The organism is Streptacidiphilus alkalitolerans (genome assembly GCF_042511045.1).
Lineage (GTDB): Bacteria > Actinomycetota > Actinomycetes > Streptomycetales > Streptomycetaceae > Streptacidiphilus > Streptacidiphilus alkalitolerans.
The window spans coordinates 739,189-761,625 of record NZ_JBHEZX010000001.1 but is presented as its reverse complement, the minus strand read 5'-3'; the positions used below and the strand labels follow the sequence as shown (position 1 = coordinate 761,625).

17 protein-coding genes are annotated in these 22,437 nt (G+C 71.6%); 10 read left to right on the top strand and 7 right to left on the bottom strand.

The window, feature by feature from the left end; translation table 11 throughout:
• Positions 1–56: 56 nt before the first annotated feature.
• The gene (locus tag ACEZDG_RS03395) at positions 57–554 is read right to left on the bottom strand and encodes a peptidylprolyl isomerase (protein WP_380502046.1); all 498 of its coding nucleotides are present in this window, start codon (positions 552–554) and stop codon (positions 57–59) included.
• Between the two features lie 230 nt (positions 555–784).
• On the opposite strand from ACEZDG_RS03395, the gene ACEZDG_RS03390 reads away from it, so the two are divergent.
• Both ACEZDG_RS03390 and ACEZDG_RS03385 read left to right on the top strand, forming a co-directional pair.
• Positions 785–2,398, top strand: coding sequence for a cellulose binding domain-containing protein (locus ACEZDG_RS03390; protein ID WP_380502044.1), 1,614 nt, complete (start codon positions 785–787; stop codon positions 2,396–2,398).
• 127 nt (positions 2,399–2,525) lie between these two features.
• The gene (locus ACEZDG_RS03385; protein ID WP_380502241.1) at positions 2,526–3,155 is read left to right on the top strand and encodes a nucleoside/nucleotide kinase family protein; all 630 of its coding nucleotides are present in this window, start codon (positions 2,526–2,528) and stop codon (positions 3,153–3,155) included.
• A gap of 26 nt (positions 3,156–3,181) precedes the next feature.
• Here ACEZDG_RS03385 and ACEZDG_RS03380 read toward each other — a convergent pair whose 3' ends face one another.
• Positions 3,182–4,144 carry an ornithine cyclodeaminase family protein gene (locus ACEZDG_RS03380; protein ID WP_380502042.1) on the bottom strand — a complete coding sequence of 321 codons (963 nt, stop codon included), beginning with the start codon at positions 4,142–4,144 and terminating at the stop codon, positions 3,182–3,184.
• Positions 4,141–4,908: an IclR family transcriptional regulator gene (locus ACEZDG_RS03375; RefSeq protein WP_380502040.1), complete on the bottom strand. Its 768-nt coding sequence runs from the start codon at positions 4,906–4,908 to the stop codon at positions 4,141–4,143. The genes ACEZDG_RS03380 and ACEZDG_RS03375 overlap by 4 nt, the downstream gene beginning before the upstream one ends.
• Before the next feature lie 87 nt (positions 4,909–4,995).
• On the opposite strand from ACEZDG_RS03375, the gene ACEZDG_RS03370 reads away from it, so the two are divergent.
• Entirely contained in the window at positions 4,996–6,327 is a 1,332-nt protein-coding gene (locus ACEZDG_RS03370; RefSeq protein WP_380502037.1) for an amidohydrolase family protein, read from the top strand.
• Positions 6,324–7,397: a dipeptidase gene (locus ACEZDG_RS03365; RefSeq protein ID WP_380502035.1), complete on the top strand. Its 1,074-nt coding sequence runs from the start codon at positions 6,324–6,326 to the stop codon at positions 7,395–7,397. Before ACEZDG_RS03370 ends, ACEZDG_RS03365 begins: the two co-directional genes overlap by 4 nt.
• A gap of 104 nt (positions 7,398–7,501) precedes the next feature.
• Here the strand turns inward: ACEZDG_RS03365 and ACEZDG_RS03360 are convergent, their stop codons facing one another.
• From ACEZDG_RS03360 to ACEZDG_RS03345, 4 genes are all read right to left on the bottom strand, one after another.
• Entirely contained in the window at positions 7,502–8,617 is a 1,116-nt protein-coding gene (locus tag ACEZDG_RS03360; protein WP_380502033.1) for a hypothetical protein, read from the bottom strand.
• Positions 8,618–8,736: 119 nt separating this feature from the next.
• Entirely contained in the window at positions 8,737–10,038 is a 1,302-nt protein-coding gene (locus tag ACEZDG_RS03355; RefSeq protein ID WP_380502031.1) for a class I SAM-dependent methyltransferase, read from the bottom strand.
• Between the two features lie 167 nt (positions 10,039–10,205).
• A complete protein-coding gene (locus ACEZDG_RS03350) occupies positions 10,206–13,868 on the bottom strand; it encodes a discoidin domain-containing protein (RefSeq protein ID WP_380502029.1) in 3,663 nt (1,220 codons plus the stop codon).
• Positions 13,869–14,092: 224 nt separating this feature from the next.
• Positions 14,093–15,172: a glycoside hydrolase family 19 protein gene (locus ACEZDG_RS03345; protein WP_380502027.1), complete on the bottom strand. Its 1,080-nt coding sequence runs from the start codon at positions 15,170–15,172 to the stop codon at positions 14,093–14,095.
• A 255-nt stretch (positions 15,173–15,427) separates the two neighbouring features.
• Here ACEZDG_RS03345 and ACEZDG_RS03340 point away from each other — a divergent pair, with 255 nt between their 5' ends.
• The 6 genes from ACEZDG_RS03340 to ACEZDG_RS03315 all read left to right on the top strand — a co-directional run bounded on the left by ACEZDG_RS03340 (position 15,428) and on the right by ACEZDG_RS03315 (position 22,434).
• Entirely contained in the window at positions 15,428–16,231 is an 804-nt protein-coding gene (locus ACEZDG_RS03340) for a VOC family protein (RefSeq protein ID WP_380502025.1), read from the top strand.
• A 172-nt stretch (positions 16,232–16,403) separates the two neighbouring features.
• On the top strand, positions 16,404–16,925 hold the full coding sequence (locus ACEZDG_RS03335; protein ID WP_380502023.1) for a hypothetical protein: 522 nt from the start codon (positions 16,404–16,406) through the stop codon (positions 16,923–16,925).
• A gap of 155 nt (positions 16,926–17,080) precedes the next feature.
• Positions 17,081–17,710, top strand: a complete 630-nt coding sequence (locus tag ACEZDG_RS03330) for an HdeD family acid-resistance protein (RefSeq protein WP_380502021.1) — start codon at positions 17,081–17,083, stop codon at positions 17,708–17,710.
• A gap of 170 nt (positions 17,711–17,880) precedes the next feature.
• Positions 17,881–18,843 (top strand): site-specific recombinase, encoded by a 963-nt coding sequence (locus tag ACEZDG_RS03325; protein WP_380502019.1) that lies wholly within the window; start codon positions 17,881–17,883, stop codon positions 18,841–18,843.
• Positions 18,844–18,952: 109 nt separating this feature from the next.
• Entirely contained in the window at positions 18,953–20,110 is a 1,158-nt protein-coding gene (locus ACEZDG_RS03320; protein ID WP_380502017.1) for an MFS transporter, read from the top strand.
• The gene (locus ACEZDG_RS03315) at positions 20,107–22,434 is read left to right on the top strand and encodes a molybdopterin oxidoreductase family protein (protein WP_380502015.1); all 2,328 of its coding nucleotides are present in this window, start codon (positions 20,107–20,109) and stop codon (positions 22,432–22,434) included. The genes ACEZDG_RS03320 and ACEZDG_RS03315 overlap by 4 nt, the downstream gene beginning before the upstream one ends.
• Positions 22,435–22,437: the final 3 nt, after the last annotated feature.

Below are 22,437 nucleotides of genomic sequence, written 5' to 3'. Positions count from 1 at the left end.
CCGACCGGTCGACTTCGCCGGTCGGCGCGCTCACGGGTGGGAAGAGCGGGCAGGCGTCAGATGACTCCGGAGTCGGAGATGGTGATCTTGGCCTTGGTCTTGCCGCTGGAGGAGCCGAAGCTCTCGATCTTGCTGACCAGGTCCAGGCTCTCCTTGTCGGCGACCTCGCCGAAGACCACGTGCTTGCCGTCCAGCCAGTCGGTCACCACGGTGGTGACGAAGAACTGGGAGCCGTTGGTGTTCGGCCCGGCGTTGGCCATCGACAGCAGGCCCGGCTTGTTGTGGGTGAGCTTGAAGTTCTCGTCCGGGAACTTGTTCCCGTAGATGCTCTTGCCGCCGGTGCCGTTGCCGGCGGTGAAGTCGCCGCCCTGGAGCATGAAGCCGGGGATGACGCGGTGGAACGAGGATCCCTTGTAGCCGAACCCCTGCTCGCCGGTGGCCAGCGCGCGGAAGTTCTCCGCCGTCTTGGGGACCACGTCGTCGAAGAGGTTGAAGGTGATCCGCCCGGCGGGCTCGTCGTTGATGGTGATGTCGAAGTAGACCTTGATCGTCATAAACACCATCCTGACACTTCCGGGGCCTCCCCGGCGACTCCATGGTGGCGCCCCGGTGTCGCGCGTCCCGTCCGCCGCCGCCGACCCCGGGCTGCCGCACCCTTGACGGCGGGCATTGGTCTGGACCACGGTAGGGATGCCGCGGCAGGTCAGTTCCATGCATGGAGCACCCCCACACTCCTTCAGCAGCACGAGCTCTGTGCTGCCCATCCGCTTGGGAGGACACGCCCATGAGGCGCGTCACCTTGCCCCTCACCGCCGCCGCGGCGCTGCTCGCCGCCCCGCTGCTGCTCCCCTCCACCGCCCATGCCGCCAACGGGCTCACCGGGCTGATCGCGAACTTCGCGGTCACCTCAAGCTGGCAGAGCGGCTTCGAGGGCACCTATACGATCACCAACAACTCCAACGCCGCCGTCAGCTCCTGGTCCCTCGGCTTCGACCTCCCCACCGGCGAAGCCGTCACCAGCGCCTGGAACGGCACCCTCACCCACTCCGGCAACCACTACACCCTCACCTCGCCGACCTGGGCGTCCCCGCTGGCCCCCGGGGCCACCGCCGATGTCGTCGGCATGGACTTCTCCACCGGCGCCACCCAGACCCCGCCGGCCAACTGCCTGATCAACAACGCGCCGTGCCAGGGCCTGCCGCCCGACCTGGTCGCGCCCTCGGTGCCGACCGGCCTGGCCGTCACCGGGACCGGCCCCGGCAGCATCGCCCTGTCCTGGCACGCCTCCACCGACAATGTCGCGGTCACCGGCTACCACGTGTACGAGGGGACCTCCGTCGTCGCGACGGTCACCGGCACCGCCACCAACCTGATCGGCCTGCTGGCCGGCAGCAGCCACACCGTCAGCGTCGCGGCCTTCGACGCGGCCGGCAACGAGTCGGCGCACTCCGCCACGCTGACCGCCACCGCGGGCAGCGGCACCGCCCCCGGCGCCGCGGCCCCGTACGTGGACCTCGGCTCCTACCCCACGCCCAGCCTGCCGGCCATCGCGGCGGCGACCGGGCTGAAGCAGTTCTCGCTGGCCTTCATCATCAACGGCAGCACTCCCTGCACCGCCAGCTGGTTCGGCGCCTACGACCCGGCCACCGGCTGGGACAAGGCGGACTTCGACGCGATCAGGTCGGCCGGCGGTGACGTCCGCCCGTCCTTCGGCGGCGCCAACGGGACCGAACTGGCGCAGTCCTGCACCACGGTGGCCAGCCTCGCCGCGCAGTACCAGAAGGTCGTCGACGTCTACGCGCTGGACCGGATCGACTTCGACATCGAGGGTGCGGCCGTGGTCGACCACGCCTCCATCGACCGCCGTTCGGCGGCCATCGCCGCGGTCCAGGCCGCCCAGCGGGCCAAGGGCCGGGACCTCAAGGTCACGCTGACCCTGCCGGTGCTGCCCACCGGCCTGACCGCCGACGGGGTCTATGTGCTGCAGTCCGCCAAGAACGCGGGTGTGGTCGTGGACGCGGTCAACGTCATGGCCATGGACTTCGGCGACTCCACCGCCCCCAACCCGGCCGGGAAGATGGGCGCTTACGCGATCCAGTCGGCGCAGTCCACCCAGGCGCAGGTCAGGCAGGTCTGGACGACCCTGACCGCGGCCCAGGCCTGGCGGATGGTCGGGGTCACCCCGATGCTCGGGGTGAACGACAACACCAGTGAGGTGTTCGGTCTGGCCGACGCCTCGCAGCTGATCACCTTCGCCCAGCAGAACCACCTCGGCGAGCTGGCGTTCTGGGAGGTCACCAGGGACGCCCACGCCTGCCAGGGCGGCCTGTCCAGCTGCACCAACATCACGCAGACGCCCTACCAGTTCTCCAAGATGTTCGCCGGCTTCACCGGCTGACGGACCGCGGTACGGCGGCGGGTACGGTGGCACCGACCGACGCACCGCCACGAACGGGGTTCCCACCGTGCCGCACCTCCCCGCCGACCCGCACCCGGAGCCGCCGCCGGATCAGTCCCCGGAGCCGCTGCCGTGGTCGGTGCCGGTCCTGGCCGAGTCGGCGCGAGCGCTGCTGCGCCCCGGCGGACGCCGCCTGCTGGGGCTGACCGGCCCGCCCGGAGCGGGCAAGAGCACCCTGGCCGCCGAGCTCTGCGCCGCGCTGGGGCCGGTCGCGGCCTGCGTCCCGATGGACGGTTTCCACCTGGCCAACCAGGTGCTGCGGCAGTTGGGGCTGGCCGACCGCAAGGGCTCACCGCCCAGTTTCGACGTCGGCGGGTTCCAGGCGCTGCTGCGGCGGCTGCGGGCCGACACCGGGCAGGTGGTCTACGCACCGGAGTTCCGGCGTGAGCTGGAGGAGCCGATCGCCGGGGCCATCGCCGTGCCGGACAGCGTCCGGCTGGTCGTGGTCGAGGGCAACTACCTGCTGCTGGACGACGGCCCCTGGCGGGAGACCGCGTCGCTGCTGGACCAGACCTGGTACCTCCGCCCCGAGGAGCCGGTCCGGGTGCGGCGGCTGCTGCAGCGCCACCGGGCCCACGGGCGTTCCGAGGCCGAGGCGGCGGCCTGGGTGGACCGCAACGACGAGCCCAACGCCCGGCTGATCGCCGCCACCGCGCACCGGGCCGACCGCATCGTCGTCCCCACCGCCGAGGACTGACCCCCGGCAGCGCAGCCGGGCGGCGCTCACATGTCGACGGCGGTGCCCAACCCGTGGGCGCGGGCGAAGGCGTGGACCACCGACGCCGCCGCCACGTCCAGGGCGGCGTGCCCGGTCGACTTGAACACGGTCAGCTCGGAGGGTCCGCGGCGGCCCGGGTGCCGGCCGTCCAGGACCGCGCCGAGCAGGACGGCCCGTTCCGGCGCCAGGCCCTGGAGCTCGTGCGCACCGGCCGGGGGAGCCTCGGCGGCGGCGCCGGGCCACTCCGTGAACAGCGAGCCGTCCCTGATCGTCTCCGGGTCCAGTTCCGGGCCGTGCGAGCCGCCGACCGAGCTGATGTGGGCCCCCTCGGCCAGCCAGGCCCGCCTGAGCACCGGCTCCCGGGCGCCGGTGCAGCAGAGGACGACGTCGGATCCGCGCACCGCGGCCTCGACCGTAGCCGCCGAGGCATTCGGCTGACGGTCCGCCAACTCCCGTGCCCGCAGCGGATCGCGGCCACCCACGACGACCGGGGTGCGGCTGCCGAGGGCGGCCAGCAGCGCGAGTTGGGCCTCGGCCTGGGCGCCGGTGCCGATCACGGCGATCCTGGCCGGATCCGGCCGCGCCAGCGCGAGCAGACTCTGCGTGGCGGTGGCGGCGGTCCGCACGGCGGTGAGCGGTTCGGCGTCCATCAGCGCGAGCAGCCGTCCGTCCTGCTCGTCGAAGAGCGCCACCACGCCGCGGTGGGAGCTGCGACCGACCTGGCCGGGCGCGGCGAACACCGACACCAGCTTGGCGGCCAGGCCCAGCCCGGGAACGTAGCCCGGCATCGCGCCGAGCAGCCCGGCCGGGGCGAACGCGGCGATCCGGGGCGGGGCCGAGGCCGTCTGCCGGCTGATGGCGACCAGCGCGGTCGAGACCGCGGCCAGCACCGCGGCCGGATCGAGCGCGGCCCGGGTCTGTGCCCGGTCGAGGACCAGCACGCCGTCGGTCCGCGGCCCGCCGCTCATACCCGCTCCGTCTCGTCGCTGAACAGTGTGGTCAGGATGCCCTGGAGCTCGGCCGTGGACTGGAGGAGCCGCCGCTTCAGCTCGGACAGCCGCGGCTCGTCGAACTCCGCGTCCAGCCCGACCACGGTGAGTGCGCAGAGCGGCAGCCCCTTGGCCGACACCACCGCGCGGCTGACCGACGCGATCAGCTTCTCGTTGCGCCCCCGTTCCAGCGCGTATCCGGTGGCCCGGGCCCGGTCGAGGTCGGCCAGCAGCCCGTCCGCCCCGTCCAGCGGGTAGCCGGCCTCCTCGGCCGGACGCAGATAGGGCGCCCGCGCGTTCTCGTCCAGCACGGCGACCAGGGCCATCGGCCCGGCGAAGCGGTGCACCGGCAGCGCCTCGTCGCGGAGATGGGTGATCATCTCCAGCCGCTGCGGGCGGACCACGTCGATCACCCGGGACCGCTCGGACTCCAGCACCTGCAGGTTCACCATCATCCCGGTCCGCTCCGACAGCGCTTCGAGGACCGGACGGCACAGCGCCACCAGCGAGTTGGCGGCGGCGGCCGGGGAGAGCTGGAGCACCACCGTGCCGGGCAGGTAGTGGTCGTCCACGCGCAGCACCCAGCCGCGCCGCACCAGGTCCACCAGGACCCGGTACGCGGTCGCGCGGTGCATCCCGACCTCGTTGGCCAGCTCGCTGAGCCGCAGCGGGCGGTCGGAGCGGGCCACCACCTCGATCAGGTCCAGCGCCTTGTCCACAGCTGAGCTGGACGACCGCGGCATGACGTACCACTCCTCGGGCTTATGGTTACCATAGTTGTGACGTATGTTTCATGGACTGTAACACGATAGGAAATCCGGTGAGGATCGATGGGTCATGAGGTTCTCGGCGCCCCGACACCGTTCGCCGCGCCCGCTCCAGGCACGGTCACGGTCTACCGCGGCGCGACGCTGATCGACGGGACCGGCGGCCCGGCCCGGCCCGGGACGACGATCGTCGTCGACGGCGCCGAGATCCGGGCGGTGGCCCCCGACGCCGAACTGGACCAGGACGCGGACGCGCTCGGCGGCGCCCGGGTGGTGGACCTCGGTGGCCGCTTCGTCATCCCCGGTCTGATCGACTCGCACCAGCACCTCGCGACCCCGCCCGACCGCGCCGCGGCCGAGGCGGTGCTGCGCCGCCAGGTCTACGGCGGCGTCACCGCGATCCGGGACATGGCCGACGACCTGCGCCAGGTGGGCGACCTGGCCCGGGCCACCCGGGTCGGCGAGATCCCGGGACCCGACATCCGCTACGCCGCGCTGATGGCCGGGCCGAGCTTCTTCGACGACCCGCGCACCTGGCAGGTGTCGCAGGGCGAGACCCCGGGCGAGGTGCCCTGGATGCAGGCGGTCACCGACGACACCGACCTGCCGCTGGCGGTCGCGAGAGCCCGCGGCACCCACGCCCAGGCGATCAAGATCTACGCCAACCTGCCGGGCCGCACCGTCGCCGCGATCACCGCCGAGGCCCACCGGCAGGGCATCGACGTCTGGGCTCACGCGGCGGTGTTCCCGGCGAGCCCGGGGGAGGTGCTGGCCGCCGGCGTGGACGCGGTCTCGCACATCACCCTGCTGGTCCACGAGGCCGCCGAGCGGGAACTGACCAGCTATCAGGACAAGCCGCCGGTCGACCACGCCAGGTTCGCGGCCGGCGACGACCCGCTGATGGAGTCGCTGTTCGCCGAGATGCGGCGCCGCGGCACCGTCCTGGACGCCACCGCGAGCATGTGGACCAGCGACGAGGTGATCGGCGCGGGAACCCCCGAGGACCTGGCCAGGGCCGCGGCCAACGCCGAACTCGCGGCAGCCCTCACCGCCCAGGCGTACCGGGCCGGGGTCACCCTCTCGACCGGCACCGACTACGAGACCGGCCCCGGGCACCCCTACCCGTCGCTGCACGAGGAGATGGCCTTCCTGGTCCGGCGCTGCGGGATCCCGGCCGCCCAGGTGATCCGCTCGGCCACCCTGGCCGGTGCGGTCAGCATGGGCGCCGAGGACGTCATGGGCACGGTCGAGAGCGGCAAGCTCGCCAACTTCGTGGTGCTGGAGCGGGACCCGCTGGAGGACATGGCCAACCTGCGCAGCATCGAGTTCGTCGTCAAACGCGGCCTGCGCCACGACCGGGCCGACTACCTCCCGAAGGGACAGGGCGAGCGATGAGCTCCGCACACGACTACACCGTCATCAACGCGCTGGGCGGTCTCGACAACCCCAACGCCCCGCACTCCTCGGCCGCCGCCGGGAAACTCGTGCAGACCAGCGAGGACCTGACGATCGACGCCCGCACCCTGGCCGACGCCCACGCGTCCGGCCTGACCGCGGTGAACATCACCCTCGGCTACACCATGGGCGACCTGCCGCCGTACGAGCACACGCTGCACGAGATCGAGGTCTGGGACGCGCTGATCCGGGACAACGCCGCCGACCTGGTCAAGGTCCGCACGGTGACGGACATTCAGCAGGCCCGCGCGGACGGCCGGATCGGGGTGATCTACGGCTTCCAGAACGGCGTGGCCGTCGGCGACGACCTCGGCCGGATCGAGACCTTCGACCGGCTCGGGGTGCGGGTGGTGCAACTCACCTACAACCAGGCGAACCACCTCGGCGACGGTTCGATGGCGCCGGAGAACCGCGGACTTACCCCGTTCGGACGGCAGGTGGTCGAGGGCCTGAACGACCGTCGGATCATGGTCGACCTCTCCCACAGCGGGGAGAACACCTGTCTGGAGGCCGCCAGGATCTCCCGGCAGCCGGTCTCGATCAACCACACCGGCTGCCGTGCGCTGGCCGACCTCCCGCGCAACAAGACGGACCAGGAACTGCGGCTGGTCGCGTCGCGCGGCGGCTTCGTGGGCATCTACTTCATGCCCTTCCTGAACACCTCGGGCCACGCCAGCGCCGCCGATGTGGTCGAGCACATCGCCCACGCGGTCAACGTCTGCGGCGAGGACCACGTCGGCATCGGCACGGACGGCCCGGTCACCTCGATCGACGACCTGGACGGCTACCGCGAGCAGCTCGCCGAGCATGTGGCCCTGCGCAGCGCGGCCGGTGTCGGCGCGGCGGGGGAGCGCAGCGACACCCTGCCGTTCGTCATCGACCTGCGCGGCGTGGACCAGTTCCACGAACTGGTCCGGCTGCTCGAACAGCGTGGCTACCGCTCGGAGCGGATCGAGAAGATCCTCGGCCGCAACTTCCTCGACTACGCCGCACGGGTGTGGCGGCCCTGAGGGTGTGGCGTCCCTGACGGTGTGGCGGCCCTGAACAACTCCGGTCTCCCGGCCCCGTCCCCGCTGTCGGTCGCGACGGCGGTGACGGGGCCGGCCGGGAGGGGTCAGACCTTGACAGGCACGGTGTAGCGGGCGCGCTTGTCCTCGCCGGTCTGCTCCGCGACGACGCCTTCCTTCACCATGCTCTTCAGCACATTGCGGAAGTTGGTCGCGTCCGAGGACTTCCACTCGTCGCCCATGACGGCGCGGGACACCTCGCCCGCGGACTGCGGCTCCCGCAGCGCCTCCAGCGTCGCCACGATCTTGGCGCGGTCCGCGCGGACCGGCTTCGCGGCGGCGACGGTCTCGGCCTTGGGCGCGGTGCGCGCGGCAGGCACGGTGGCCGCGGCCTTGGCGGGGGCCTTCTTCGCAGGCGCCGCCTTGGCTGCCTTGGCTGCCTTGGCCGGCTTCGCGGCCTTGGTCGACTTGGCGGTCCTGGCTGCCTTCGCCGCCGGCGCGGCCTTGGCCGGCTTGGCCGTGGCCTTCTTGGCGGCGGCCTTGCGGGGCTTCCTGGCCGGTGCGGCCGCCTCGACGACAGGCTCGGCCGCCGGGGGAGCGACCACCGGCGCGGCGGCGGTGGCGGAGTAGAACGCGGTGCCCGCCTGCTCGGACTTGGCGGCCAGTCCGGCCCTGGTGAGCACGGCCAGCGCCCGGCGGATCGCCTGGACCGCCGCGCTGCTGGCCTCGGGGCCGTTCACCTCGACCGAGATCTCGGCGACCTTGTGCACGCCCGGAGTCGCCTCCAGGAAGCCGAGCACCGCGACCTGACCCGGGTTCAGCGCCTCCCGGGACACCGGCGCCGGAGCGGAGGCGGACACCGAAGCCGACACGATCTCAACCGCCTCGGCGACCACGGCGACGTCCACCGCTTCGGACACCGCTTCGGCGACCTCGACCGCTTCGGCGACCGCCTCGGCCACCTCGGCGGCCTCGACCGCCTCCAGCGCCACTTCGGATTCCGTTGTGGCGCTGTCGAGTTCGTCCAACTTGGCGACCAGGAGGTCGCGGCCGGCCACCAGGATCCCGACCGCCGCCTCCCGGGCCGCCAACTCCTCGCTCAGCTCGGCAACGGCCTGCCGGGCCGCCGCGAGTTCGTCGTCCAGCTCGTTCAACTGCCCGGTGAGGTAGTCGCGAATGCCGGCAAGTACCGACTCGAGCCTGCTGTTTGCTGCTTCTGTCATGAGCGCCTTACCCATCATCGGAACCAATACGTTCCCGTGATGGTAGGCACAACTCGGCCGTGTTGCGTTACCAGTTGTCGGATATCACTCGACCGGGGTTCGTTGTTGTCCGCCGTTGGTCAGCTGCTCCAGGGCCCGCGGACCAGTGGCATGCCCGAGTTTCCCCCGGTCCTGGTACGCACCGCGAGCACCTGGTTGACGCCGATTCCGTTCTGCTCGAAGGCCACCGCCGACGCCGCCATGTAGAGCCGCCACACCCGGGCCCGACCCGGGCTGACCAGGCGAACTGCCTCGGCCCAGTTGCGTTCCAGGTTCGTCACCCAGCCGCGCAGGGTGAGTGCGTAGTGCTCGCGGATGGACTCCAGGTCGCGTACTTCGAAACCGGCCTGTTCCAGCAGTGACACGGTGGTGCCCACGGGCGCGAGCTCCCCGTCCGGGAAGACGTAGCGGTCGATGAACTCGTCCACCGAGTAGGTCGATTCGTCCGCCCGCGGCGGCCGGGCGATCTGGTGGTTGAGCAGTCGGCCGCCGGGCTTCAGCAGTCCGAACAGCTGCGACGCGTACGTCCCGTAGGCGACCGAGCCGACGTGCTCGGCCATGCCGATCGAGGAGATGGCGTCGAAGGGACCGTCGTCGATCCGGCGGTAGTCCTGCACCCTGATCTCCACCCGGTCCGCCAGGCCGGCGTCCACCACGCGCTTGCGCGCGAGTTCGGCCTGCTCGACGGAGATGGTGACGCCCACGGCGTGCACGCCGTAGTGCTCGGCCGCGTGCAGCACCATCGAGCCCCAGCCGCAGCCGACGTCGAGCAGCCGCTGTCCCGGACGCAGCGCCAGCTTGCGGCAGACCAGGTCGAGTTTGTCGAACTGGGCCTGCTCCAGGGTGCTGTCCTGGCTGTCCCAGTAGGCGCAGGAGTAGACCATGGAGGGACCGAGGACCAGCGAGTAGAAGTCGTTGCCGACGTCGTAGTGGTGGCTGATCGCCTCCCGGTCGCGGCGCAGGCTGTGCTTCAGGCCGTGCCGGGACCGCAGCTCCTCGCGCGGCGGCGTGGGCGGCAGGCCGGGCCCGGCGAGGGCGAGCACCTGACCGGCCAGCCGCAGCAACCGGGGATCGGGCAGCAGCCTGCGGACGTTGCGCTCCGCCGGGCCGTCCTCGTGCTGCCATATCAGCGGCGCCAGCCGCGCGAGCGCCTCGTACAGATCACCCTCGACGGTGATCTCCCCGGCGACCCAGGCCCGGGCCAGGCCGAGCTCGCCGGGCTTCCAGAGCAGTCGGTGCAGCGCGCGACGGCTGCGGACGACGAGCACGGGCGCGTCCGCCGGGCCGACCTCGCTGCCGTCCCAGGCACGCAGGCGCAGCGGCAGTGGGCCGCCGAATGCCTCCGCCAGCAGACTTCCGAGTCGTCCAGCTGCCTGATCCATGGGAACCAGCCTCACAATCGATCCTCTTACCTACGACTCCCCGAGCCGCTTGCACCCTACACATAAGTTGTTAATTACATCTAGATTGCCCGGCCCGCGCCGTTGGATCACGCAGACCGGCCGCCCACCGGGGAGGGTGGGCGGCCGGAACGGGCGGAGGAAGCGGGTCAGGAGAAGATCTGCACCTCGGAGAGCTGGGCGGCGGGCCAGCCGGTGTTGCCGGTGACATTGAGCCGCAGGTAGCGCACGGAGGCGGTCGGCACGGTGATCGTGACGGTGTTCCCGGTGGCGGGGTCGAAGGTGTAGCCGGCCGAGGCCTTGAGCGTGGTCCAGCTGCTGCCGTCGGTGGAGCCCAGGACCGAGAGTGTCTCGGTGCGGGCGGCCCAGGCGGTGGCCGGCGGCAGGTCCAGGGTGAGCGTGGTGACGTTCTTGGCGCTGCCGAGGTCGGCCTGCAGCCACTGCGGGAAGGCGTTGTCGGTGCTCTCCCAGTAGCTGCTGGTGCTTCCGTCGTTGGTATTGGCCGGGGTGTAGTTCTGGGTGGAGCCGCTGGCGGTCATCACCGCGGTCAGGGCCAGGTTGCCGCCGCCTCCGCCGCCGGCCGCGTTGCCGGTGCCGGTGAGCGCCACGGTGAGCGGCCCGGCCGGGTCGTTGGAGCTGATCGAGACCGTGCCGCCGCGGGTCCCGGTGGCCGTGGGCTTGAAGGTGACGCTGACGGTGCAGGAGGCGCCGACGGCCAGGGTGCTGCCGCAGCTGGTGGTGTCGGTGTAGTCACCGGAGACGGTGACGGCGCCGAGCGAGGCCGCCGCCGTGCCGTTGTTCTTCACCGTGGTGGTCTGCGCGGCGCCGCTGCTGCCGACCGTCTGGCCGGCGAAGGTCAGGCTGGCCGGGGTCGCCGCCAGCGCGGGCGCGGTGCTGCCGCCCCCGCCGCCGGTGCTGCCGCCGCCCGGGAAGATCTGCAGCTCGGAGAACTGCGCCGCGGGCCAGCCGGTGTTGCCGGTGACATTGAGCCGCAGGTAGCGGACGGAACCGGTCGGCAGGCTGATCGTGGTGGTGTTGCCGGTGGCGGGGTCGAAGGTGTAGCCGGCCGAGGCCTTGAGTGTGGTCCAGGTGCTGCCGTCGGTGGAGCCCAGGACCGAGAGGGTCTCGGTACGGGCGGCCCAGGCGGTGGCCGGCGGCAGGTCCAGGGTGAGCGAGCCCACCTGCTGCGCCGAGCCCAGGTCGGCCTGCAGCCACTGCGGGAAGGCGCTGCTGTTGCTCTCCCAGTAGCTGCTGGTACTGCCGTCGTTGGTGTTGGACGCCGGGAAGCCGCCGGTGCTGCTGCTCGCGGTGATGGTGGCGCCGGCCGCCAGGTTGGTGGTGGAGCTGACGCCCGTGCCGCTGAGCGTGGTGCCGACCGGGGTCGTGGTGGTGGAGTTGGCGACGGCCAGGGTGCCGCTCTGGGCCCCGCCGGTGGTGGGGGTGAAGGTGACGCTGACAGTGCAGGAGGCGCCGGCCGCCAGGGTGCTGCCGCAGGTGTTGGTCTGGGCGAACGGGCCGCTGGCGGTGATCGAGGTCAGCGTGGCCGCGGCCGGGCCCGGGTTGCTGACGGTGACGGTCTTGGCCGCGGTGGTGCTGCCGACGGCGATGCTGCCGAAGGCCAGCGAACCGGGGCTGGCCGAGACCGGGGTGTTCACCGTGGTGCCGCCGTCGCTGCCGATCAGCTGCACCGTGCGCGGACCGCCGGACTGGCTGTTCGGGACGGTCAGGGTGCCGGTGGTGATGCCGGAGGCGGGGGCGGTGTACGACACGTCCACCTGGCACCACATGCCGGGGTCGGTGTCATTGGCGCCGGCCAGGCTGCTGCCGCAGGGCTTGGCGGCGTCCTGGGTGACGGTGAATCCGCCGGTGGCGGAGATGCCGCCGAGCGGGGTGGCCGAGCGTCCGGTGTTGTAGACGGTCACCTTCTGGACCGGGGTGGCGTGCCCGACCGTGGCGTTCTCGAAGGTCACCGTGCTCGGGAAGGAGGTGACCGGGGCGTTGGCGGGGAAGCCGCAGCTGGCCGCGGTGGACCAACCGGTGTTGCCGGAACCGGTGTTGAGCGCGAAGCCGGAGCCGCAGTCCTCCACGCCGCCGACGCCGACACCGGTGGCGGTCACCCCGGAGACACTGGCCGAACCGGAGGTCTGGTCCTGGAAGACATAGGTGCCGACGTTGTTGACGGTGTCATTGCTGATGTTGATCCCGCTGATCGGCTTGCCGCCCTCCAGCGTCCCCTCGAACTGGAACGCCTCGTACGGGCTGTCGTCGATCTCGTTGCCGGTGACATTGACGGTGCCGGTCATCGCCGAGTCCAGCGCGAAGAACCACATCGCGCCCACGCCGTAGTCCCAGCCGGGGTCGAACTGGCCGGTGCGCACCAGCTTGTTGCCGCTGATGGTGGTGGTCCCGGCGAGGGCGACCGCGCCGAAGCGGTTGCCGACGTGGATGCCGCCGCCGCGGGTGACGGTGTCCTGCAGCAGGTTGTTGGTGGCGCTGTTGTCCGAACCGCCGTAGAAGGCGATGTTGTTGGCCAGCCCGGGGGAGTCGACCGTGTTGTGGTCGAAGACGTCGCCGCTGTCGTTGGTCGAGGACCACAGGGCCAGTCCGTCGTCCTGGGTGTTCCGCAGGAAGCTGTTGCTGACCGAGGAGTTGGTGACCCCGCCGTCGAAGTTGATGCCGTCGGCGAGGGTGTCCTGGATCCGCATGTTCTGCAGCTTCAGATTGGTGGTCGCGCCGACGATCCAGGCGCCGACCTTGGCGTTCTGGATCCAGACATTGGAGATGGTGGTGTTGTTGAAGCCGCCGTTGAAGCCGTTGACCGAACCGTCGCTGTCGTCACGGGTGTTGACGTTGCCGAAGATCGACAGGTCGTGCACGGTGACCCCGGTGGTCTGCCCCACGTTTCCCTGGAACTCCACGTTGTGGCCGGTCAGTTCGGTGTACCACTCGCCGGCTCCGGCGACCCCGACCTTGTTCAGGCCGATCGGCGCGGTGATGTTGTAGAGCCCCTGCGGCAGGTAGACCCCGGTCCCCGCCGCCGAGGCGTCGTTGATCGCCTGCTGCAGCTTGGTGGTCGCGTCGGCGACGCCGGTGCTGTCGATGTTGTACGGCGCCTGGGTGACGTCCAGGTACCCGGCCGGCTTGGGCAGCGGGGCCGGGACGTTCTCGAAGTCGGCGGTGTTGATCGCGTACCAGGGAGCGGTGTCGTTGGCGTCGACCTGGAGCTTGACCACCGTCCCGATCGGCAGCACGGACGGGAACATGGTCCGCACGTCGTCGTAGAAGTCGTGCGGCACGGCGCTCTGCGGATCGCCCACGTCGGCCGGGTTGCTGGTGAACGTGTACGCCCCGTACAGCCAGCTGTTCTTCGACGTCAGCTGGAGGTCCTCGGTCTTGGTTCCGTTGACGTACACGCTGATCGGCGCGGTCAGCCCGGCGCCGTCCAGCGAGTCGGGTATCGCGTAGTGGAAGTCCACTGCGTTCGCCGGGGCGGTGAGGGTGAACGAGACGTACTTGCCCTGGCCCACCAGCTGCACGGCCTGACGGCCCGTCGCCTCCGAGGCCAGGGTGCCATAGGTGTAGTCGGGGGCCAGCACATTGCCGTTGGTGGCGGCGTTCGCGGCCAGGTACTCGGTGAACGGCACGGCGGCGCCGGGCGCGGTGGCCGCGACGGCGGACGCGGCGGGCAGCGCCAGCAGCGGGGCCGCGGCCAGCAGGGCCCCGGCGGTGAGACCGGCGGCCAGGCGCCGGGCCCGGTGCGGGACGGACGCGCGCGGCGCACGCCGGTGGACGCGGGCGGGGAGGTGGAACACGGACGGCTCCTCTGACGTGGGTGGTGCCAGAGGGACGGTGGGACCGCATCCGGGTGGGGGATCGCCCTGTGGCGGCCTCACTTAACCATTCCCGACAGATGACCACAAGATGTCAACCGATGTTCGCAAAATCTCGACATGAGCCTGCATGTCTGTGAGTTGGGCCGCTGCAGCAGCAAAGCCCCCGCCCGGATCCCGGGCGAGGGCTTCGACGTGGACCGGTGCTAGCAGGTCAGGTTGCTGCCGGGGCTGACCCCGAGGATCGCGGCGTAGCTCTGGTACTTGCTGACCCGGTCCTGCATTTCGGCGGTGTTGTTGCCGTTGCACTCCAGGCCGCCGTTGATGCTGCGGATGGTCTCACCGAAGCCGTAGCCGTTCACCATGGCGTTGTGCGCCGTCATCGTGCCGGGGCCGTTCTGGGTGTCCCAGTACCAGAGCCCGGTCTTCCAGGCGACGGAGGCGTCGGTCTGCACCAGGTTCGGGTTGTCCAGCAGGTCGATGCCGAGTGCGTCGCCGGCCGCCTTGTAGTTGAAGTTCCAGCTCAACTGCATCGGGCCGCGCCCGTAGTAGGCGTACGTCCCGGCCGGGCAGCCGTACGGCTCGCTCGCGCAGTAGTTCCCCGACTGGTCGATCTCGGTGATGTAGACGAGGCCGCCGGTCTCATGGCTGACGTTGGCCAGGAACGCCGCGGCCTCCTGCTTCTTGACCGTGTCGCTGCCGGTGGTGGCGAAGCCCGGGTAGGCGCTGAGCGCCGCGGTCAGGCCGCTGTAGGTGTAGAAGGCGTTCCGGCTCGGGAACATCTGGTTGAACTGGGCCTCGCTGACCACGAATCCACCGTTGCTCGGCGGGGTGGTACCGCCGCCGCCGGTGCAGCTGTAGGGGGACCAGTACCAGGTGCTGATGGTCGGGTCGTAGCCCGGGTTGTCGTGGGTCGCCTGGTAGTACAGGCCGTTGGAGTACTGGACGATCGCCCCGGTGGCGTAGCTGGTACCGGCCACCCAGGCCGGGTAGGAGCAACTCCCGCCCCCCGGAGGGTTGGTGGGCGGCGGCGTACTGCCGTCGCCACAGGCGCCCTGGTCGGTCCAGACGCCGACCGAACCGCCGGGGGTGTCGTTCTGGGTCCACCACTTGGCCAGCCAGTTGTGGCTGTTGTACGAACTGACACCGCCGTTGGTGTAGACGGTCGTGGGACTCCAGGCGGCGGCGCAGGCCACGGTCGAGGCCGAGGCGGTCGGCAGTGCCACCGCCAGTCCGGTGGCCAGGGCAAGGGCGGACAGGAACGCAAAAATGCGTTGTCGGGACATACGGTCACTCCTTCGTGCGGGTGGGGCCGCACGTGGTCGAGGACAGGCTGGTCTCCCTCGGATCCGCCGCGGCAACGGGCGGTCCGGTTCGGGGACACGGGATGACTCAATCGCTTTGGTCTATACCTGTCAATGGGTTGCGGGGCAAACCTTCCGATTCCGGCCGTCCTGCTGTCGCGCCGAGCGGTGCCGGGCTTCAGAATCTGGACAGGGAAGGACCAGGCAGGAGACCCACAGCAGGAGAGGGGCAGCAGCGTGGCGGCAGAATCCGAGAGCATGCCCTACGCGCTCGGTGTTCCCTGTGTCCCCGGAGCCCCGAGCTGGGTCAGCCTGCTGTCCCGCGACCCCGACGCGTCCCGGCGCTTCTACGGCGAACTGCTCGGCTGGGAGTTCCAGTCCGTCGACGAGCGCGAGGGCAGCTACTCCTACGCCACGGTCCAGGGGGTCAGCATCGCCGGGGTGGGCGCCGTGCCCTCCGGCTGGCGCGGCGCGCCGACCTGGACCGTGTTCTTCGGCGTGGCGGACATCGACGCGGCGGTCCGGCGGACCCGTGAGCGGCTGGGCACCGTGGGGATCGGCCCGCTCGACCTCAGCTCGGGCCGGGTGGCCGTCGCGGTCGACCCCGACAACGCGGTCTTCGGCCTGTGGCAGGGGGAGCCGGGCCCGGCCAGGACCCTGCGGATGTCCGGCGCCCCCTCCTGGATGGAGCTCTCCACCGACGCCTTCGCCGCGGCCCTGTTCTACGGCGCGGTGCTGGACTGGGCCGTCCAGGACCGCAGCGCCCTGGACGTGTCCTGGGAGAACGAACGCGTGGTGCTCCGCGCCGCGGGCCGCCGGATCGCCGCACTGCGCACGGCCGAACCGACCGCCTCGGCGCTGCCGGAACGGCCGGTGTGGCGGGTCTTCTTCTCGGTCGGCTCGGCCGATGCCGCGGCCGGGCACGCGAGTCGGCTGGGCGGCACGCTGATCGCCCCGATCGAGAGCACTCCCTACGGCAGGGTGGCCCGGCTGCGCGACCCGGAGGGCACCCAGTTCTCGCTGATCAGCGCGGACGGCTGAGGCCCACCGGTCCGCTCCGGCCGGAGCCTTGTCGCGGGCACAACCAGCCGATAGTTTGCCCGTGCACCGCCAAGGCTCCACGCACCGCTCTGCGCACCGCCAAGGCTCCATGCACCGCCTCCATGTACCGCCAGGCACGCCACCCGCATCTGCCTCGCCCCAGGAGAGACCCATGGCCCGCACCCGCTTGTCCCGCAGCGCCACCCTTGCCACCGCGCTCGCCCTCGCCCTGCTGTCCGGCGCCACCGCCGCGACCGCGGCCGTCGCCGACGACCCCGGCCCGATCCAGGACCCGATCCCGGTCGGACCGAACCTGTTCTTCCACGGCCTGGTCAACGGAGCCGCCGCCAACGCGGTGATCAAGGTCGGCTGCTTCGGGCCGATCCTGCCCGGCCAGACCGGCCACCCCCTGGCCGGCCAGTACGTCGAGGCCGTGACCGACCTGCCGAGCAGCACCACCGTCGGCGGCTACACCGGCAGCGCCGCGCACAGCCTGGTCGTCGGGATCCAGGGGGCGTCCAGCAGCGCCGGTCCCGCGATCGGGACGCTGACCAGCTTCTTCGTCCGGCTGCCGATCCCGACCTCGCTGAACCTGCCCTGCGGCGGAACGACCAAGGTCGGCTTCACCCCGGTGCCGACCAGCGACACCGCCCGCGCGTCCGTGGTCACCGTCTCGCTCGTCGGCGAGCCCTGACGGTCGGCGGAGGGCCCGCCCGGCGTCGGAGAGCCCCGCCCGCCGCCACAGCAGGCGAAGACCGGGCAACCGGACGAGGATGTCAGCAAGCAAGTGCACCGGCCGCGTGCATCGGCCATGGGCCCGGCACCGGCATCCCGCGAGAGGTAGGCGCCATGACCTCGACTTCCGGTCCCCGTACCACCCCACAGCCCGACCATCCCCGTCCCGACGTGCCCCTGCTCGGCCCCGGCCTCGGCGCCCTCGCCGACGCCGCCTGGCAGGTGCTCGTCGCGGCGGGGGTGGTCTCCGTCGTCCTGGGCATCGTCGTCCTGGTCTGGCCGCACGCCACCCTCGCCGTGATCGGCATCCTGTTCGGCATCTTCCTGGTCATCAACGGGATCTTCCAGCTCGCCGGGGCCTTCGGCTCCCACGTGCCGGGCTCGATGCGCGCACTCCACTTCGTCAGCGGCGCACTGAGCCTGCTGCTGGGCCTGATCTGCTTCCGCGGGGCGGCCGAGTCGATCCTGCTGCTCGCCCTCTGGATCGGCTTCGGCTGGCTGCTCCAGGGCGTCATGCTGACCGCGGTGGCGCTCTCCACCGAGGGGCTCCCGGCCCGCGGCTGGCAGCTGTTCCTCGGCGTGGTCACCGCGCTGGCCGGCATCGTGCTGATCGTCTCCCCGTTCAGCTCGCTGACCGTGCTGGCCGTGGTCGCCGGGATCATGCTGGTCGTGCTCGGACTCACCGAGATCGTGCACGCCTTCCAGCTCCGCAACCTCGCCAAGTCCGCCCCTGTACACCGCTGAACAGGCTAAAGACGGTGACCGGTGCGGCCCTGCGCCCGGTTCAATGCCCGGTTTCCCGGGGCGGGTCCTCTAGGCTCACCCTCGCCCCGGGGCCATCCGTCGCGGACACGGTCGCACCGAGGACGTGCGGCGTACGCCTGTGGTGACGGAGCTGGGAGAGGCGGTACCGGGTGACAGTGGGGCATGCGGCCGGGCCGCAGGACTACCTGGCGGCGGTGGACTGCTACCTGCTGGCGGCGAGGATCTCCGAGAGCTCGGCCCGGATCTACCGGATCTCCCTGGTCAACTGGTCCTGGCTGCTGGCCGGCCGGCCCACCCCGCTGGGGCAGTTCCGGCGCGGGGCGGAGCCGCCCGCGCTCGCCCTGGCCGTACTGGACGACCCCGCGCTGCCGAGGCGGCTCGCGGAGTTCGCCGCCGCCAGGGCGGACGCGGTGGACTCGGACACCGTGCAGCGCGAGCTGTCCATCCTGCGCAAGGCGATCCGCTGGTGGCGCGGCCAGGGCTGGATCAGCGCGGACCCCACCCAGGGCATCGAGCAGCGGCCGTCGGCCCCGCAGACGGCCGCTGCTCAGCTGCTGTCGCCGCATCAGATCGCCCGGCTGTGGCAGCTCGAGGCACCACTGCGGGAACGGACCCTCTGGCGGCTGGTCCATGAGGGCGCGACACCGGTCGAAGCCCTGCTGGCCCTGAACGTGGAGGACGTGCTGCCCTCCGGCGGCGAGCGGCCCCGCCGTCGGCTGCACGGGCAGCCCGGCACGGTGCGCTCGCTGGCGCGGCTGATCGGCGTCCGGCGGAGCGGCCCGCTGTTCCTGACGGCGGTGCCGGGCGCGCGGGCGGTGGCGTCCCGCGACCGGTGCCCGATCACCGGCTGGACCCGGCTGCCGGTCCGGCAGGCCGAGGACATCTTCGAGCGCGGCACCCGGCTGCTGGCCAACCCGCTGGCCGACGGCCGCCAGCTGCGGGAGCTGCGCGGGTGGACCCTGCGCCAGTTGTACCAGGCCGGGCTGGCCCCGGTGCCCGCCTCGCCCTTCCCGGACCGCTACGGCCGCGGCGGCACCGGCCGAGCCGGCACCGGCCTGGCCGCGCCCGGCGCCGAGGCGCCGCGCAGCCGCGCGCACCTGGCCGGGGTGTAGCGCGGGGCGAGGGGCGCCGGGGCGCGGGGCTTCGGGCTGCTGTACTCGTCCGGCGCAACCGCTGGTGGCAGAGCGCGTCGGCGGTCTGACTGACCGTTATGGTCGAATTGTGACCATTGAAGCCGCCGCCGAACCCGACGCCGACACCGGTCCCGACCCCCGACCGCAGGCCGACGGCGAAGCCGCCGCGCGGAAGGTCAGGACTCGCGCCGCGCTGATCGCCGCCGCCGTGTCCGTGCTGCTGGTGGTCGCCATCGTGCTGGGCAGCCGGGGCCTGCGGGACTTCGACTCCGCGCTGATCCCGTACACCGTGGCCACGATCTTCCTGACCTTCGGCGTCGTCTACCGCTACCTGGTCTGGATCTCGGCGCCGGCCGCCTGGCGGCTGTTCCGCAAAGGCCTCGGCACGCTGTTCTCCTGGCAGAACTTCCGCCGCGCCCCCACCGCGCTGCCCCGGATGGCGGCCACCTACCTGGGCTTCCAGCGCTTCCTCGGCGCCCGTTCGCACTCCCGCTGGATCGCCCACCAGGCGATGTTCTGGGGCTGCCTGCTCGCCGTGGCGATCACCTTCCCGCTGACCTGGGGCTGGTTCACCTTCACCGCCTCCAGCGCCACCGGGCCCGGCTACGAGATGCGGGTGTGGGGCTTCAAGGTGCTGGGCTTCAGCTCCAGCAGCCTCTTCGGCTGGGCCATGTACCACGGCCTGGACCTGGCCGCGGTGCTGGTCATCGGCGGTGTCGGCTACTTCCTGTGGCGGCGCACCCGGGACCGGGCGGCGACCACCGGGCAGCGCTTCGGCTACGACTTCCTGCCGCTGCTGGCCCTGCTCACCATCTCGGTGACCGGGCTGCTGCTCACCTTCTCCGAGATCTGCCTGCACGGCGGCGGTTATGAGTTCCTCGCCGTGCTGCACATGGTCTCGGTGGTGTTCACCCTGGTCTACCTGCCCTTCGGCAAGTTCTTCCACATCGTGCAGCGTCCGGCCGCGGTGGGGATGCAGCTGTTCAAGTACAGCACCCGCACCGGTGCCGCGGCCGGCCTCGGAGCCGGTGCCGCCGCCGGGCAGCCGGGCGCGGAGCCGGCGGAGTTGTTCGCCTGCCGCCGCTGCGGCGAGCCGGTCGACACCGCCCCGTACGTGGAGAACCTGCGCGGCACCATGCGCGACCTGAAGCTGGGCTTCGACGAGTGGGCCGAGTACTGCCCCCGCTGCAAGCGCGTCCTGCGCGGCAGCGCCTATCTGCAGCACGTGAAGCGGGGATTCAAATGAGCCACCCCCTCGGCAGCCGGGAGAGCCGTCCGGTGCCGGTGTCCCTGGATCCCACCGTCGCCCCGCCGGGCACCCGCAACTTCCGTGACGCGGGCGGCATCCCCGCCGACCAGTGGCACGCGAACCAGGTCGCGCAGACCCTGGTGCCCACCCACTGCTGCTTCTGCGGCGTCCAGTGCGGGATGTACCTGCGGGTGGACGACCACGGCAAGGTCTTCGGCGTCGAGCCGCGCAACCACGACATCAACCGCAGCCGGCTCTGCCCCAAGGGGCTCAACGCCTACCAGCAGGTCAACCACCCGGACCGGCTCACCGCACCGCTGATGCGCCGCAGCCGGGACGAGCCGCTGCGCGAGGTGAGCTGGGACGAGGCGCTGGACTTCACCGTCGCCGAGGTGCGCCGGATCCAGGCCGAGCACGGCAGGGACGCCTTCGGACTGCTCGGCGGCGCCAGCCTGTTCTCCGAGAAGACCTACCTGGTCGGCAAGTTCGCCCGGGTCGCGCTGAAGACCCGTCATGTCGACTACAACGGGCGGCTGTGCATGGTCAGCGCGGCCGGGGCGAACAAGCTGGCCTTCGGCATCGACCGGGCGGCCAACCCCTTCGCCGACATCCTGCAGACCGACTGCCTGCTGATCGCCGGCTCCAACGTCGGCGAGTGCTTCCCGGTGATGACCCAGTACCTGTGGGGCGCCAGGGACCGGGGCGCGTCGCTGATCGTGGTGGACCCGCGCGAGACCGCGATCGCCAGGACCGCCGACATCCATGTCGCGCTGCGCTCCGGCACCGACTCGGCCTTCTTCAACGCGGTGCTGCACGTGGTGATCAGGGAGGGCCTGACCGACGAGGTCTTCCTGGCCGAACACACCACGGGCTGGCAGGAGTTGAAGGCGACCGTCGCCGCCTACCCGCCCGAGCGCGCCGCGGAGATCTGCGGCATCCCGGCCTCGCAGGTCGAGCAGGTGGCCCGGATGTTCGCCGGAGCCCCACGCGCCATGGCCTGGCACGCCCGGGGCATCGAGCACCACACCCAGGGCGTGGAGAACTGCCTGACCGTCATCAACCTCTGCACCGCCACCGGGAACCTGGGCAAGCCGGGGGCCGGCTACGGCACCATCACCGGCCAGGGCAACGGCCAGGGCGGACGCGAGCACGGCCAGAAGTCCGACATGCTGCCCGGCGGACGCTCCATCAGCGACCCCGAGGCACGCAGGTTCATCTCCGACTTCTGGGGCATCGAGGAGGCCGAACTGCCGCAGGCCGGCACCTCGATGATGGAGATGGTCTGGCAGATGCAGCGCCAGGAGATCCGCGGGCTGATCGGGATCTGCAACAACCCCTTTGTCTCACTGCCCAACTACGCGGTGGTCAAGGACGGTTACGACACCCTGGACTTCCACGCCCAGTTCGACTTCTTCCTCTCCGAGACCGCCGCCAACGCCCATGTCGTCTTCCCGGTCACCACCTGGGCCGAGGACGAGGGGGTGATGGCCAACGCCGAGGCGCGGGTGGTCAAGCACAACAAGGCGCAGGAGCCCGCGCCCGGGGTGCGCACCGACACCTGGGTGATGTGCGAACTCGCCCGCCGGCTCGGCGTGGGCGACAAGTTCGCCTTCGACGGTTCCCGGGCCGTCTTCGACGAGTTGCGGCACGCCTCGGCCGGCTCGGTCAACGACTACTACGGGATCACCTACGAACGCCTCGAGGAGACCGGCGGCATCGCCTGGCCCTGCCCGGACCTGGACCACCCCGGCACGCCCCGGCTGTTCGAGGGCGGCCTGACGTACCACGCCGACCGGAAGGTCCATCTGCAGACCGTGGAATGGCACCCGCCGGCCGACCCCTTCGACGAGCAGTACCCGTTGCGGCTCACCACCGGCCGTACGGTGGCGCACTTCCTGTCCGGCAACCAGACCCGGCGGCTTGGCGCGCTGGTCGAGCAGACACCGCGGCCGTGGGTCGAGCTGCACCCCACCCACGGCTACCGCAACGGCGACCCGGTCCGGGTCACCACCCGGCGCGGCAGCGAGGTGCTGCCCGCGCTGGTGACCGAGGCGATCCGTCCCGACCATGTCTTCATCCCCTACCACTGGCCGTTCCCCACCTCGGCGAACGCACTGACCATCGACGCGCTCGACCCGCGCTCCAAGATCCCGGAGTACAAGGTCTGCGCCTGCCGGATCGAACCCGCCCCCGAGGTGGACCCGGTTCCGGCCCCGCCGATGCCCCCGGGCCGCTCGGCCTACCCGGAGGCCCAGGCCTCCCGCGACGACCCGATGCCGCCCACCTCACCGCAGGGCCGCGGCACGGGCGAAGGGAGGTGATCC

Coding starts and splice junctions, on each gene's coding strand:
- ACEZDG_RS03355 (WP_380502031.1), bottom strand. CDS start 10,038: ATGGATCAGGCAGCTGGACGACTCGGAAGTCTGCTGGCGGAGGCATTC.
- ACEZDG_RS03395 (WP_380502046.1), bottom strand. CDS start 554: ATGACGATCAAGGTCTACTTCGACATCACCATCAACGACGAGCCCGCC.
- ACEZDG_RS03370 (WP_380502037.1), top strand. CDS start 4,996: ATGGGTCATGAGGTTCTCGGCGCCCCGACACCGTTCGCCGCGCCCGCT.
- ACEZDG_RS03315 (WP_380502015.1), top strand. CDS start 20,107: ATGAGCCACCCCCTCGGCAGCCGGGAGAGCCGTCCGGTGCCGGTGTCC.
- ACEZDG_RS03380 (WP_380502042.1), bottom strand. CDS start 4,144: ATGAGCGGCGGGCCGCGGACCGACGGCGTGCTGGTCCTCGACCGGGCA.
- ACEZDG_RS03335 (WP_380502023.1), top strand. CDS start 16,404: ATGGCCCGCACCCGCTTGTCCCGCAGCGCCACCCTTGCCACCGCGCTC.
- ACEZDG_RS03365 (WP_380502035.1), top strand. CDS start 6,324: ATGAGCTCCGCACACGACTACACCGTCATCAACGCGCTGGGCGGTCTC.
- ACEZDG_RS03390 (WP_380502044.1), top strand. CDS start 785: ATGAGGCGCGTCACCTTGCCCCTCACCGCCGCCGCGGCGCTGCTCGCC.
- ACEZDG_RS03345 (WP_380502027.1), bottom strand. CDS start 15,172: ATGTCCCGACAACGCATTTTTGCGTTCCTGTCCGCCCTTGCCCTGGCC.
- ACEZDG_RS03330 (WP_380502021.1), top strand. CDS start 17,081: ATGACCTCGACTTCCGGTCCCCGTACCACCCCACAGCCCGACCATCCC.
- ACEZDG_RS03360 (WP_380502033.1), bottom strand. CDS start 8,617: ATGACAGAAGCAGCAAACAGCAGGCTCGAGTCGGTACTTGCCGGCATT.
- ACEZDG_RS03375 (WP_380502040.1), bottom strand. CDS start 4,908: ATGCCGCGGTCGTCCAGCTCAGCTGTGGACAAGGCGCTGGACCTGATC.